Source organism: Pseudomonas brassicacearum (assembly GCF_003732265.1).
Classification (GTDB): Bacteria; Pseudomonadota; Gammaproteobacteria; order Pseudomonadales; family Pseudomonadaceae; genus Aquipseudomonas; species Aquipseudomonas brassicacearum_D.
The window spans coordinates 12,217-26,620 of sequence record NZ_MOBK01000015.1 but is presented as its reverse complement, the minus strand read 5'-3'; the positions used below and the strand labels follow the sequence as shown (position 1 = coordinate 26,620).

Below are 14,404 nucleotides of genomic sequence, written 5' to 3'. Positions count from 1 at the left end.
TGCATCACTTATTCACGCAGGGAGTTTCTCCATGAACGTATTCGTCACCGGCGCTGCAGGTTTCATCGGCGGCTCCATCGCCACCGGCCTGATCCGCGCGGGCCACAAGGTCACCGGCCTGGTGCGCAGCGAAGCCCAAGCCAATGAACTGAGCGCGCTAGGCATCACCCCGGTGATCGGCACGCTGGACGACAGCGCATTGCTCGCCGAACAGGCTCGTGCTGCCGACGCCGTGATCAACGCCGCCAGCAGCGACCATCGCGGCGCGGTGCAAGCGTTGCTCGACGCCTTGCGCGGCTCCAACAAAGTATTCCTGCACACCAGCGGTTCGAGCATCGTCGGCGATGCCTCCGGTGGTAAGTCCAGCGACGTCATTTACTTCGAAGACAAACTGCCGGAACCGACCGTCGACAAGGCCGCCCGCGTGGCCATCGACAACCTGATCCTCGCTGCCGCGAACGACGGCGTGAACTCGGCGGTGATCTGCAACACGCTGATCTACGGCCACAGCCTGGGCGTCAATCGCGACAGCGTGCAATTGCCGCGTTTGCTCAAACAGGCGCGTAAAAGTGGCGTGGTCCGGCATGTCGGCCCGGGGCAGAACATCTGGTCCAACGTGCACATCGAAGATGTCGTGTCCCTGTACCTGCTGGCGCTGACCAAAAATGCGCCGGGCACGTTCTACTTCGTAGAAAGCGGTGAGGCGTCGTTCATCGACATGACCACCGCGATTGCCCAAGCGCTGGAGTTGGGCGCGCCGCAAGACTGGCCGCTGAAAGACGCCGAGGCCGAGTGGGGGTATGAAATGGCCAACTATGGTTTGGGTTCCAACAGCCGGGTGCGCGGGAAGAAGGCGCGTGAGTTGCTGGGCTGGGCGCCGAAGCGGGTGTCGGTGATTGAGTGGATTCGGGACGAGATGGTTTGAGTTCGCTGTAGACCGCGTCGCTGCCTTCGCGAGCAAGCCCGCTCCCACATTTGATCTGCATCGCACCGGATATCGCGGATTAGCACATATCGAGTGTGGGAGCGGGCTTGCTCGCGAAGGCTTTTTCAGCAGCCCAACAACTGGCCGGGCCGCCCTCAATTCCGTAACATCCGCGCACTTTCCTCTCGTCACTCCCTGCGTGCGATCCCTCCCCATGAAACCAAAACGTCTACGCGCCGATGTCCTGGCCGGGCTCACGACCTCTTTCGCCCTGCTGCCCGAATGCATCGCCTTCGCGCTGGTGGCCCACCTCAATCCGCTGATGGGGCTTTACGGGGCGTTCATCATTTGCACCCTGACCGCGCTGTTCGGCGGGCGGCCGGGCATGGTGTCCGGTGCGGCCGGTTCGATGGCCGTGGTGATCGTCGCGCTGGTGGTGCAACACGGCGTGCAGTATCTGCTGGCGACGGTGTTGCTCGGCGGGTTGATCATGCTGGCGTTCGGGTTGCTGAAACTCGGCAAACTGGTGCGCATGGTCCCGCACCCGGTGATGCTCGGTTTCGTCAACGGCCTGGCGATCATCATTGCCCTGGCGCAGTTGGAACATTTCAAAAGCGGTGACACCTGGCTCAGTGGTACTCCGCTGTACATGATGACGGGGCTGGTGGCCGTGACCATGGCCATCGTTTACCTGCTGCCGCGCCTTACGCGTGCGGTGCCGCCGGCATTGGTGGCGATTCTGGGCGTGGGGCTGGCGGTGTATCTGCTGGGCTTGCCGACCCGTACGCTGGGCGACATGGCGCACATCGCCGGGGGCTTGCCGACCTTTGCGTTGCCAGACATTCCCTGGACGCTGGACACCCTGCGCATCATCGCGCCCTACGCGATTTTGATGGCGCTGGTCGGCCTGCTGGAAACCCTGCTGACCTTGAACCTGACCGACGAAATCACCGAGAGCCGTGGCTTCCCGGATCGTGAGTGCGTGGCGCTGGGCGCAGCGAACATGGTCTCGGGTGTGTTCGGTGGCATGGGCGGTTGCGCGATGATCGGCCAGACGGTAATCAACCTCAGTTCCGGCGGTCGTGGTCGACTGTCCGGTGTGGTTGCCGGGGTGCTGATCCTGCTGTTCATTTTGTTTCTGTCGCCGCTGATCGAGCGCATCCCACTGGCGGCGCTAGTCGGGGTGATGTTTGTGGTGTCACAGCAAACGTTCGCCTGGGCCTCGTTGCGGGTGGTGAACAAAGTGCCGTTGAACGACGTGTTGGTGATCCTCGCAGTGACGGTGATTACCGTGTTCACCGACCTGGCCACCGCCGTGTTGTGCGGGATCATCATCGCCGCGCTCAACTTTGCCTGGCAGCAGGCCCGGCAGCTGTACGCCGACAGTCATCTGGAAAACGACGGCAGCAAACTCTACCGGGTGCATGGCACGCTGTTCTTTGCCTCGACCACACCCTTTCTCAATCAATTCGACCCGGCCAATGATCCGGCCCACGTCACGCTGGATTGCCGGCATTTGAGCTTCGTTGATTACTCGGCCATCTCTGCGCTGGATACGTTGCGTGAACGCTACACCAAGGCCGGCAAGCACCTGCGCGTGCTGCACCTGTCGGAGCGTTGCAAGAAACTGCTGAAACGCGCGCGCGTGAGTCACGACTGAGGTCCCAAGTAAAATCCTTGTGGGAGCGAGCCTGCTCGCGATGGCGGTGTATCAGTCACATCATTGTTGACTGACACTCCCTCTTCGCGAGCAGGCTCGCTCCCACAGGGAAATCTGGATGTAAATTCGCCTGTCGGATTTACATATTCACCGACCTCGCATATCTCTCAGCGACAACCCTTACCCCTATACGAAAATAACTTTCACCTCGTTTGAATATCACCTCTCGAAATGTTTTAAGAGTTTCACAATCCATTCGACGTGACCCTTTCGAGGAGTACCGCATGACCCTGTCCTTCGGCTATTGGCTGCTGGTGTATGCCGCCATCGCCATCATTGCGCTGATCGTGCTGATCGCCCGTTACCGACTCAATCCCTTCATCGTGATCACCCTGGTGTCCATCGGTTTGGCCTTGCTGGCCGGGATGCCGGCGTCCGGCGTGGTCGGCGCCTATGAGGCGGGGGTCGGTAAAACCCTCGGGCATATCGCGCTGGTGGTGGCGCTGGGCACCATGCTCGGCAAGATGATGGCCGAGTCCGGCGGCGCCGAGCAGGTGGCGCGGACCTTGATCGACCGGTTTGGCGAAAAGAACGCGCACTGGGCGATGGTCTGCATCGCATTCCTGGTCGGGCTGCCGCTGTTTTTCGAAGTCGGTTTTGTGTTGCTGGTGCCGATTGCCTTTACCGTGGCGCGGCGTGTCGGTGTGTCGATCCTGATGGTCGGTTTGCCGATGGTCGCCGGCCTCTCGGTGGTGCACGCCTTGGTGCCGCCGCACCCGGCGGCGATGCTGGCGGTGCAGGTGTATGGGGCGTCGGTCGGGCAGACGTTGATGTACGCGATTTTGATCGGCATTCCGACGGCGATCATTGCTGGACCGCTGTATGCCAAGTTCATCGTGCCACGCATTCAACTGCCGGCGGAAAATCCGCTGGAGCGCCAGTTCCTCGACCGCGAACCACGCGACAGTTTGCCGGGGTTTGGCATCACCATGGCGACCATTCTGTTGCCGGTGGTGCTGATGCTGATCGGCGGCTGGGCCAACCTGATTTCCACGCCAGGCAGCGGCTTCAACCAGTTCCTGCTGTTCATCGGCAACTCGGTCATCGCGCTGTTGCTGGCGACCTTATTGAGCTTCTGGACCCTCGGCATCGCCCAGGGCTTCAGCCGTGAATCGATCCTCAAGTTCACCAACGAATGCCTGGCCCCCACCGCCAGCATCACCTTGCTGGTCGGCGCCGGCGGTGGTCTGAACCGGATTCTGGTGGACGCCGGCGTCACCGATCAGATCGTCAGCCTGGCCCACGAATTTCAGTTGTCGCCACTGATCATGGGCTGGCTGTTCGCCGCGTTAATGCGCATCGCCACCGGTTCCGCGACGGTGGCGATGACCACCGCCTCGGGGATTGTTGCGCCGGTGGCCATCGGCCTGGGTTATCCGCACCCGGAACTGCTGGTGCTGGCGACCGGTGCCGGCTCGGTGATTTTTTCCCACGTCAACGACGGCGGCTTCTGGTTGATCAAGGAATACTTCAACATGACCGTGGCCCAGACCTTCAAGACCTGGACCGTGTTGGAGACCATTATTTCCGTGGTCGCTTTCGGCCTGACCGTCGGCCTTTCTTACCTGATCTAACCGGAGTCGCCTGCCATGGACATCCTTTATCAGATCCGCGCCCGCCAGGACTCCTTCAGCGCCGGTGAAGGGCGTATCGCGCGCCTGATGCTCGACGACGTAGGGTTTGCCTCCGCTGCCAGCCTCGATGAGCTGGCGCTGAGGGCGGAAGTCAGCACCGCCACGCTATCGCGATTTGCCCGCACGGTGGGTTGCCGCGACCTGCGCGACTTGCGCCTGCAACTGGCCCAGGCCAGCGGCGTCGGCAGCCGTTTTCTCGACCCGGCAGGCACCCCCGATCAGTCGGCGTTTTACGGGCAGATCGTCGGTGATATCGAGTCGACCTTGCGCCAGCATCTGTCGGCGTTCGACGAGTCGCGCTTCGCCGATGCGGTGAAGCTGCTGGGCAAGGCGCGGATGATTCACGCGTTCGGCATGGGCGGCTGCTCGACCTTGTGCAGCGATGAACTGCAAGTGCGGCTGGTGCGATTCGGCTACCCGATTGCGGTGTGCCACGACCCGGTGATGATGCGCGTCACCGCCGCCAGCCTCGATGCCGGGCGCGCCGTCATTGCCTGTTCGCTGACCGGCATTACCCCCGAACTCATCGAAGCCGTCGAACTCGCGCGCAGTTACGGCGCACGCATTGTCGCCATCACCCGGGCTGATTCGCCGCTGGCGCAATTGGCGGACGTGCTGCTGCCGCTGCAAGGCGTCGAAACCTCGTTTATCTACAAACCCACGGCGGCGCGCTACGGCATGTTGCTGGCCATCGACGTGCTTGCCACCGAGCTGGCGCTGGCTAATCCTGAAGACAATCAAGAACGTCTGCGGCGGATCAAACTCGCCCTCGACGATTACCGCGGCGGCGACGATCACTTGCCGCTGGGAGACTGACATGAAGTACGACACGCTGATTCGCAACGCCCTGATCATCGACGGCAGCAACGCCCCGGGTTACACCGCCCACGTGGCGATCCTGGACGGTCGCATCGAGCGCATCGGCGACTTGCACGACGCTACTGCCACTGAAGAGATCGACGCCGCCGGTCGCGTGCTGGCGCCGGGTTTCATCGACGTCCACACCCATGACGACACGGTGGTGATCCGCCAGCCAGAGATGCTGCCCAAACTCAGCCAGGGCGTGACCACGGTGATCGTCGGCAACTGCGGCATCAGCGCTTCGCCGGTGAGTTTAAAAGGCAATCCGCCGGACCCGATGAACCTGCTCGGCACGGCCGCAGCGTTTGTTTATCCGACCTTCATCGACTACCGCGCAGCGGTCGAAGCGGCGAATACCACGCTAAACGTCGCCGCACTGGTCGGCCACACGGCGCTGCGCAGCAATCACCTCGACGACCTGTTTCGTACCGCCACGCCAGACGAAATCAGTGCGATGCGCGAACAACTGCGTGAAAGCCTGGAGGCCGGTGCATTGGGGTTATCCACAGGCCTGGCGTACGCCAGCGCGTTCTCGGCCTCCACCGATGAAGTGATGCAACTGACCGAAGAGCTGACGGCATTCGGCGCGGTGTACACCACCCATTTGCGCAGCGAGTTCGAACCGGTGCTGGAGGCCATGGACGAGGCGTTCCAGATCGGCCGTCATGCGAAATCCCCGGTGATCATTTCCCACCTCAAATGCGCCGGCGCTGGTAACTGGGGACGCAGTCCGCAATTGCTGGCCTCCCTCGAACACGCGGCGAAAACCCACCCGGTGGGCTGCGACTGTTACCCCTACGCGGCGAGTTCTTCAACGCTGGACCTCAAGCAAGTCACCGATGCCCATCGCATCACCATCACCTGGTCCACACCGCACCCTGAAATGGGCGGTCGCGACCTGATGGACATTGCCGCCGAGTGGAACCTGCCGTTGCTCGACGCTGCCCGCCAGTTGCAACCGGCGGGGGCGGTGTACTACGGCATGGATGAATCAGACGTACGAAGAATCCTCGCGCACCCGCTATCGATGGTCGGCTCTGACGGATTGCCGGAAGACCCGTTCCCGCATCCACGCCTGTGGGGCGCATTCCCAAGGGTTCTCGGCCATTTCAGTCGCGATGTCGGGTTGTTTCCGCTGCACACCGCGGTACACAAAATGACCGGGCTGTCGGCGGCGCGGTTTGGCTTGAAGGAACGTGGCGAAATCCGCGAAGGGCATTGGGCCGATCTGGTGTTGTTCAATCCGGAGACCATTCGCGACGTGGCGGACTTCAACGATCCGCAGCGGGCGGCAGAGGGGATCGACGGCGTGTGGGTCAACGGCGTATTGAGTTACAGCGAAGGGCAGGCGAACGGCAGAAGGGAAGGGCGCTTTTTGGCGCGGGAAGGGGATTTGCGTGACGGGTTTCAGTGAGCATTCTTTGTGGTCTGTCACACTAGTGGCACATTGCAATTAAAGAAAGCCACCACCGAGCCGAAGCGCTGACAATCGGCCCAGTTACACTGGGTGTCTTTTTCAGTCAGGGAGTAACTGCATGAGCTTCGGTAAAACCACCCCGATCCTGCGGATTTTCGATGAAGCCAAGGCGTTGGAATTCTACGTCGACTTCCTCGGCTTCAAGATCGACTGGCAGCACCGTTTCGAAGCGAACTTCCCGTTGTACTTGCAGGTGTCTCGCGGCGAATGCGTGTTGCACCTGTCCGAACACCACGGCGATGCGACGCCGGGTTCGGCCTTGCGGATCGAGACGGATGAGCTTGAAGTGTTCCAGCAGCAGTTGATCGCCAAGGAATACACGTTTTCGCATCCACAGATTCAGGCCATGCCGTGGGGCAGCCAGGACATGACCATCGCCGACCCGTTCGGCAATCGGTTGGTGTTCACCAACGCGATCAGCCTCTGAGCGCAAACGTTGTAAGCCGCGCAAAGAAGCCCGTTGCCGAACCCTTTGGTTTGGCAGCGGGCTTTTTTCGTTCATGGAAGCAGTGATCAGTCAGTGGGCACTAATTTATCCAGCACTTGATTGACCGCCATTTCCGCCACCATGACTATTTGGGCAATACCTTGCGCGGTTTTTCGGTGCGAGCCTTCGAGCAACGCGGCGAAGTCGTTGAGCATGACGGTGGCTGAGCCCAGGGTTTCACAGGCGTCGGTCAGCAAGGGTTCGGTGCCGGACGCCGGGTTGGCCATGTAGAGGCGGTTGGGTTGGTAGGGTTTGGCCATGACGTGGGCGGCCGGTGGGCCCAGATAGTGATTGAGGGCGCGCTCGGCGGCTTCGTGGAATTTCTTTGATTCCGGTGTTTCGTAGGGGGATGCCGGATCGGTGTCCGGTGGGTTTGGCGTAACTTTGAACATGGGCGCGTACCTTGTTAGACCGCATCCATTTCGCCGCTAAGCGAAAGGGAGGCAGCTGTGCGCAAGTTAGCGGACCGGTCGCATCCCATCCCGGCGCACCCGAAGGTGCCATGCGCACAGCCACCATCAAGCTCAGGCAAATGCCTGACTGGATGATACTTGTGCAACCAGGAGCGAATGTAGCCGAGCCGCTAAGCTCGATCACTGGGAATCAGTGACGCGATCCAAGTTACCGAGCAGCCCCGAGGCGCACAAGCCGGCGGATTCTGGCGTAGTCGTAGGCAGCGGCGCAAGGATCTGTGGGCGTTGTCGCGTAACGCCGAGTGTCTTTAAACATGCGCACTGAAAGACGTTTAATGCGCTGTCGCGACTGACGCCTTCGCGAGCAAGCCCGCTCCCACACTGAATCTGAGTGAGCACCTATTTTGTGTATGACTCATATCGAGTGTGGGAGCGGGCTTGCTCGCGAAGAGGCCCGTGCAGTCACACCCGGTAAGTCTGCCGAAACTCGCCGGGTGGCATTCCGCGTCGGCTCTTGAACGTACGGTGAAACGAGCGCGGTTCGGTGAAACCCAGGTACTGGGCGATGTCCTGAATCGGCAGCGTGCTGTTGAGCAGGTAATGCTCGGCCAGTTCCTGGCGCAGGTCGTCGAGGATTTGCTGGTACGACGTGCCAGCCTGATGCAACTGGCGTTGCAGCGTGCGCACCGACACGGCGAGATGCTCGGCCACTTGCTCCTTGCGTGGCAGGCCTTCCTTGAGCAGCTGGCGCAGGATGCTTTTGACCCGCTGCTCCAGCGACGCGTCCTCCAGTGTCGCCATCAACCCCTGCGCATGTTCTTCCAGGGTGCGCAGCAATTGCGCATCGGCCTGGCGCAACGGCAACTGCAAGTACGGCAACGGCACAATCAGCGCCGAATACGGCTGGTCGAACAGCACCGGGCAATCGAAGAACTGCTCGTATTGCGCCAGCGTCGCCTCGGCCGGGCGTGAATGTTCCAGCCAGACGGCGGCCGGTGACATTTGCGTATCGGCGATCCAGCGCGCGTATTGCAGCCAGGAGCCGAGCACGTTTTCCACCAGGTGCCGGCGAATGCGCGGGCGTTGATAGCGGCAGGTCCAGATCAGGTGCACGTTGCTGTCATGAACTTCGGCGCGGCTGACACCCATGTCGCCCACCAGTTTCTCGAACGGCATGATGCGGCTCATGGCATCGCCCAGGGTCGCGCAGTTCATCGTGATGTAACCCAGCACGCTCCAGGAGTTGGGCAACACAAAATGCGCGGCGTTGAGACCGAACAACGGATCGCCCGAGTGTTCGCAGAAATAATCGAGCAAGCGTTCATGGGCTTCACCCGGCAACCGCAGGCTGTTGTCACTCAACTGCTGCGCCTGCAATCCGGCCGCCGCCAACGCAGGCTCGATGGCCATACCCAGCTGTTCGGCATGACGCAGGTATTTGAGCAGCGGCGGAACGGAAGTGAACCCCAGGGATTGCATGATCGTATTCCTTTGATCAAGGCCCGCATGCGCGGATGAATGCGCTGAAAGGTAAGTTGAAACCACGGCTAAAGTAAATGGCTGGCATCTGTGCGACGTTTGACTCAATTGGCTACTCGAACTGGCCGGATGCGACCGTGACACTTTCGGGCAGCTGACTAGTATGGGGGCCTGAAATATCACCAATAAGAACCGCAAAAGGACACACGCATGCGACGCTGGAACGGCTGGGGAGATGCAACCACGGTGGTCGAACTGCCGGCCCAGGGCGCGAGTTTTCTCGCCCAACGGCTGGGTGACGGTCGAGCGTTGCCCGATGCCACGCTGGAAACGGCATTGGCCCGCGTGCCGGCCTCGCGGTTGCAGGAACACGCCTTGTACAGCGTGGTTGCGCAGGATCGTCTGCTGCATGCCCGGGGGCAGAGCTTGCCGGACTGGCTGGCATTGCGTGAAGGCGCGCTGGGGAAGTATCCCGACGCCGTGGCGTTCCCCGAGACTGCCGAGCAGATCCGCCAGTTGCTGGCGCTCGCTCATGAACAGGACTTGTGCCTGATTCCTTACGGCGGCGGCACGTCGGTGGCCGGGCACATCAACCCACCGAATTCGACGCGGCCCGTGGTCACGGTGTCCCTGGCGCGGATGAGTCGCCTGCTGGACCTCGACGAGCAGAGCCTGCTCGCCACCTTCGGCCCCGGCGCGACAGGGCCGCAGGTGGAAAGTCAGCTGCGGGCCCGGGGTTATACGCTGGGGCATTTCCCGCAGTCGTGGGAACTGTCGACCCTCGGTGGTTGGGTCGCCAGTCGATCCAGTGGCCAGCAATCGTTGCGCTACGGGCGCATCGAACAACTGTTCGCCGGCGGGACACTGGAGACTTTCGCCGGGCCGTTGGAGATTCCCACATTCCCGGCCTCAGCCGCCGGACCCGATCTGCGCGAAGTGGTGTTGGGCTGCGAAGGCCGTTTCGGGATTATTTCCGAGGTCAAGGTGCGGGTCAGTGCATTGCCCGCCGATGAGCGTTTCTACGGCGTGTTTCTGCCCAGTTGGACCAAGGCGCTGCAAGCCATCCGCCAATTGGCCCAGGCGCGCGTACCGCTGTCGATGCTGCGCTTGTCCAACGCGGTGGAAACCGAAACCCAGTTGGCGCTGGCCGGTCACCCGCAGCAGATCGCCTGGCTGGAAAAATACCTGTCGCTGCGCGGTGCCGGTGAAGGCAAATGCCTGCTGACGTTCGGCGTGACCGGTAATCGCCGGCAAAATGCGCTGTCCCTGAGCCAGGCCCGGCAGCACCTCAAGGCATTCGGCGGGGTGTTTACCGGCACCTTGCTCGGCAAGAAGTGGGCGCAGAACCGCTTCCGCTTTCCCTACTTGCGCGAGAACTTGTGGAACGCTGGTTATGTGGTCGACACACTCGAAACGGCCACTGACTGGAGCAACGTCGACAACCTGCTCACCCTGATCGAAAACAGCCTGCGTGATGCCTTGGCGGCTGAAGGCGAGCGGGTGCACGTGTTCACTCACCTGTCCCACGTCTACGGCGAAGGCTCGAGCATCTATACCACCTACGTGTTTCGCCCGGCGGCGGACTATCCCGCCACCCTGGCCCGCTGGCAGGCGCTCAAGCACGCGGCCAGCCAGACCATCGTCGACAACCACGGCACCATCAGTCACCAGCATGGCGTGGGCAAGGACCACGCGCCGTACCTGCTGCGCGAGAAAGGCGCGCTGGCGATGGACACCTTGCAGGCGCTGAGTAGGCATTTTGATCCGGCCGGGCGCCTGAACCCCGGCACGTTGTTGCCGGAGTGACGGCCGTGAGCCCGAACTGGAACGCCGCGTGGCGTCAGCAAGTGCTGCCGACGCTGGCGGATGAAACCTGGGACCTGATCGTCATCGGCGGCGGCATCAGCGGCGCCGGTATCCTGCGCGAAGCCGCGCGCCGTGGCTGGCGTTGCCTGCTGCTGGAGCAGCGCGATTTCGCCTGGGGTACGTCCAGTCGATCCTCGAAAATGGTTCACGGCGGCTTGCGTTACATCGCCAAGGGCCAGTGGCGCCTGACCCGCGATTCCGTCCGCGAGCGGCAGCGCCTGCTCGACGAAGCACCGGGGCTGGTGGAGCCGATGAGTTTCATGATGCCGCATTACCGTGGCGGTTTTCCCGGACCGCGAGTGCTCGGTGGTTTGTTGTCCGTCTATGACGCGCTGGCCGGACGGCGCAGCCATCGCTTCCATGACGCGCAACAACTGCGTTATCTGGCACCGGGAGTTAAGGAACATGACCTGCTGGGCGGCACCAGTTTTGTCGATGCGCTGACCGATGATGCCCGTTTGGTGATGCGCGTATTAGGCGAGGCTCGGGCCGATGGCGCCGTGGTACTGAACGGCGTGCGCGTGCAGCAATTGCTGCGTGAGGAGGGACGTGTTTGCGGGGTCCAGGTCGAGGACTGCGAAGGTGGCGGATTACTGACATTGCGTTGTGGCGTGCTGGCCGTGGCCACCGGCGCCTGGGCCGAACGCTTGCGCCTGCCCGATGCCCCGCGTCAGTTGCGCCCGTTGCGTGGCAGCCATTTGTTGCTGCCGGGCTGGCGCCTGCCGGTGGCGCAAGCCTTCACTTTCCTGCACGAGCGCGACCGTCGACCGGTGTTCGTTTTCCCTTGGGAGGGCGCCACGGTCGTCGGCACCACGGACCTCGATCATCAGGGCGATCTGGACCAGAGCGCGAGCATCAGCGTTGATGAACTCGATTATCTGCTGGCAGCCTGTACTCAACAATTTCCCCACGCAGAAGTAGTCGCTGACGACGTGCTGTCGACCTGGTCCGGGGTGCGCCCGGTGGTGGGCAGTGCGGCGGGTGAACATCAAGGCAAACCGTCGAATGAAACCCGCGAGCACGTACTGTGGCAGGAACCGGGTTGCGTGACCCTGGCCGGCGGCAAGCTGACCACCTTTCGCCCGCAAGCCATCGAAGTGCTCAAGGCCTGCGCGAGCATGCTCGACCGTCCCTTCAGTGACGACGCCGCGCCAGTGTTTGCCGTGGTGCCACCGCTGGACATCCCGGGGCTCTGTGGCAACCAGTGGCGGCGCCTGGCCGGGCGACATGGCCGTGACCTGCCGAGGCTGGCGACACTGATCGCGGAACTGGGCCATGACAGCGTGGGCGCCACGGACACCTTGTGGGCGGAGCTGGCCTTTGCCTGTGAGGCGGAAATGGTCCTGCACCTGGATGACTTGTTGTTGCGCCGAACCCGTCTGGGCCTGTTGCTGCCGCGCGGTGGCGAGGAATACTTTGCAGCCATCCGCCGACTCTGCCAGCCGCGACTCGGCTGGGACGACGAGCGTTGGCAACAGGAATTGCAGCGCTATCAGGCGTTATGGCAACGCCATCACGGTTTGCCCAGCTGTCGCGTTGAGCACCCATAACCCTGTAGCAGCTGTCGAGCGCAGCGAGGCAGCGTTCGGCGGCGAAGCCGTCGCAAAACCCTCACCCCGGTGTTTCAGATAAACCACCGGGGCAGGAATAGCGAGAACGTTGTTCTCGGACGCAGCCTCGCTGCGCTCGACAGCTGCTACAGGGCTACGGACTACGGAAAATAAGAATTCAGGAACGTGCGCGACCCATGCCCATTGAAGAGAGCTCCATGGATAACCACCCGAACAAGCGTTACCTGCTGGCCATCGACAATGGCACCCAGAGCGTGCGCGCGTTGCTCTTCGACCTGCAGGGTAATTTGCTGGGCAAAGGCAAGGTCGAGTTGCAGGCCTATTATTCGACGCAACCCGGCTGGGCCGAGCAGGACCCGGAGTATTACTGGGCGAAACTGGGTGAGGCTTGTCAGCAGGTGTGGCAGCAAACCGGTATCGATCGTTCACAGATTGCCGGCGTGTCCCTGACCACCCAGCGCGGCACGGTGATCAACGTCGATGCCCAAGGCAAGCCGCTGCGCCCGGCGATTCTGTGGCTTGATCAACGCCAGAGCGAAGTCGAAGGCGGGATCAAGGGGCCGTGGGGCTGGCTGTTCAAACTGGTCGGCGCGCAAGCCACCGTGGATTACTTTCGCGCCCAGGCCGAGGCCAACTGGATCGCCCGCCACCAGCCTGATGTCTGGGCGGCGACCGACAAGTTTTTGCTGCTTTCGGGGTTTCTCACCCATCGCCTGTGTGGGCGCTTTGTCGATTCCGTGGGCTGTTGCGTCGGCTACTTGCCGTTCGATTTCAAACGTCTGCAATGGGCCGCGCCCAGCGACTGGAAATGGCAGGCGCTGGCGGTGCGTCCCGAACAACTGCCGAGCCTGCTCAAACCCGGTGAAACCCTGGGCTACATCAGCGCCGAGGCCAGCCGCCACACCGGTATTCCTGAGGGGATTGCGCTGATCGCTGCTGGCGCCGACAAGGCCTGCGAAGTCGTCGGTTCAGGCGTCGTCGATGCAGACACGGTGTGCCTGTCCTACGGCACCACCGCGACGATCACCAGCACCCGGTCGCGCTACCTGGAAATCGTCCCGCTGATCCCGCCTTACCCGTCCGCGGTGCCGGATCAATACAACTGCGAGGTGATGATTTATCGCGGCTATTGGATGGTCAGCTGGTTCAAGAATGAGTTCGGCCTGCGGGAAATGCAGCAAGCCAAAGCGCAGGGCATTGAACCCGAGCAACTCTTCGATGCGCTGGTCGACGCGGTGCCAGCGGGGTCCATGGGGTTGATGCTGCAACCCTACTGGTCGCCCGGTATCCGCGAGCCGGGTGTGGAAGCCAAGGGCGCGATGATCGGCTTCGGCGACGTGCATACCCGCGCGCACATTTACCGGGCGATTCTTGAGGGGCTGGCGTATGCCTTGCGCCAGGGCATGGAGAAGATCGAGAAACGTTCGAAAATCTCGGTCAAGCGTTTGCGCGTTGCCGGTGGCGGCTCCCAGAGTGATGCGGCGATGCAGCTCACGGCGAACATTTTCGGGCTGCCGGCCGAGCGCCCGCATGTCTATGAAGCGTCAGGTCTGGGCGCGGCGATTTGCTGTGCGGTGGGGTTGGGTTTGCACGCGGATTTTCCCACGGCGATTGCGGCCATGACTCGGGTGGGAGCGGTGTTCATGCCGCAACCCGAGGCGCAGCAGATCTATGAGCGACTGTACAAAGAGGTTTACCTGCGCATGTATCGGCAGCTCAAGCCGTTGTACCAAAGCATCCGCAAAATCACTGGTTACCCGGCCTGAAATAACACCGAAGATCCCCTGTGGGAGCGGGCTTGCTCGCGAATGCGGTGTGTCAGTCACTACTTATTTCACTGACACACCGCCTTCGCGAGCAAGCCCGCTCCCACATTGATCCGTGCCGTTTCTTGCATCCTGGGCGTGGCGCTATCGGAGAACTTTTCTGGTGAGATTGGACAGTGTCAGGGGCAGGGTCGGTTGTTAGGCT

The 14,404-nt window shown here is 62.0% G+C and carries 11 protein-coding genes; 9 read left to right on the top strand and 2 right to left on the bottom strand.

Annotated features, from left to right (window positions below):
• The first annotated feature begins 31 nt into the window (after positions 1-31).
• The 6 genes from BK660_RS28530 (at position 32) to BK660_RS28505 (ending at position 7,044) form a co-directional block, all read left to right on the top strand.
• Complete coding sequence (locus BK660_RS28530) at positions 32-925, top strand: NAD-dependent epimerase/dehydratase family protein (protein ID WP_123436171.1); 894 nt, start codon at positions 32-34, stop codon at positions 923-925.
• 214 nt (positions 926-1,139) lie between these two features.
• Positions 1,140-2,585 carry a SulP family inorganic anion transporter gene (locus BK660_RS28525; RefSeq protein ID WP_123436170.1) on the top strand — a complete coding sequence of 482 codons (1,446 nt, stop codon included), beginning with the start codon at positions 1,140-1,142 and terminating at the stop codon, positions 2,583-2,585.
• A gap of 284 nt (positions 2,586-2,869) precedes the next feature.
• Positions 2,870-4,219 carry a GntT/GntP/DsdX family permease gene (locus tag BK660_RS28520; protein WP_027924400.1) on the top strand — a complete coding sequence of 450 codons (1,350 nt, stop codon included), beginning with the start codon at positions 2,870-2,872 and terminating at the stop codon, positions 4,217-4,219.
• Positions 4,220-4,234: 15 nt separating this feature from the next.
• Positions 4,235-5,095 carry a MurR/RpiR family transcriptional regulator gene (locus BK660_RS28515; protein WP_027924401.1) on the top strand — a complete coding sequence of 287 codons (861 nt, stop codon included), beginning with the start codon at positions 4,235-4,237 and terminating at the stop codon, positions 5,093-5,095.
• Position 5,096: 1 nt separating this feature from the next.
• Positions 5,097-6,554 carry an N-acyl-D-amino-acid deacylase family protein gene (locus BK660_RS28510; protein WP_123436169.1) on the top strand — a complete coding sequence of 486 codons (1,458 nt, stop codon included), beginning with the start codon at positions 5,097-5,099 and terminating at the stop codon, positions 6,552-6,554.
• Positions 6,555-6,675: 121 nt separating this feature from the next.
• Positions 6,676-7,044, top strand: a complete 369-nt coding sequence (locus BK660_RS28505) for a glyoxalase superfamily protein (RefSeq protein WP_123436168.1) — start codon at positions 6,676-6,678, stop codon at positions 7,042-7,044.
• A gap of 86 nt (positions 7,045-7,130) precedes the next feature.
• Here the strand turns inward: BK660_RS28505 and BK660_RS28500 are convergent, their stop codons facing one another.
• Positions 7,131-7,496, bottom strand: a complete 366-nt coding sequence (locus tag BK660_RS28500; RefSeq protein ID WP_123436167.1) for a DUF6124 family protein — start codon at positions 7,494-7,496, stop codon at positions 7,131-7,133.
• Positions 7,497-7,979: 483 nt separating this feature from the next.
• Positions 7,980-8,996 (bottom strand): AraC family transcriptional regulator GliR, encoded by a 1,017-nt coding sequence (gene gliR, locus BK660_RS28495; RefSeq protein ID WP_123436166.1) that lies wholly within the window; start codon positions 8,994-8,996, stop codon positions 7,980-7,982.
• Positions 8,997-9,206: 210 nt separating this feature from the next.
• Here gliR and BK660_RS28490 point away from each other — a divergent pair, with 210 nt between their 5' ends.
• The 3 genes from BK660_RS28490 (at position 9,207) to BK660_RS28480 (ending at position 14,199) form a co-directional block, all read left to right on the top strand.
• On the top strand, positions 9,207-10,802 hold the full coding sequence (locus BK660_RS28490; protein WP_123436165.1) for an FAD-binding oxidoreductase: 1,596 nt from the start codon (positions 9,207-9,209) through the stop codon (positions 10,800-10,802).
• 5 nt (positions 10,803-10,807) lie between these two features.
• Positions 10,808-12,412, top strand: a complete 1,605-nt coding sequence (locus BK660_RS28485) for a glycerol-3-phosphate dehydrogenase/oxidase (RefSeq protein WP_123436164.1) — start codon at positions 10,808-10,810, stop codon at positions 12,410-12,412.
• Between the two features lie 218 nt (positions 12,413-12,630).
• Complete coding sequence (locus BK660_RS28480) at positions 12,631-14,199, top strand: FGGY-family carbohydrate kinase (protein ID WP_123436186.1); 1,569 nt, start codon at positions 12,631-12,633, stop codon at positions 14,197-14,199.
• The last annotated feature ends 205 nt before the right edge of the window (positions 14,200-14,404 follow it).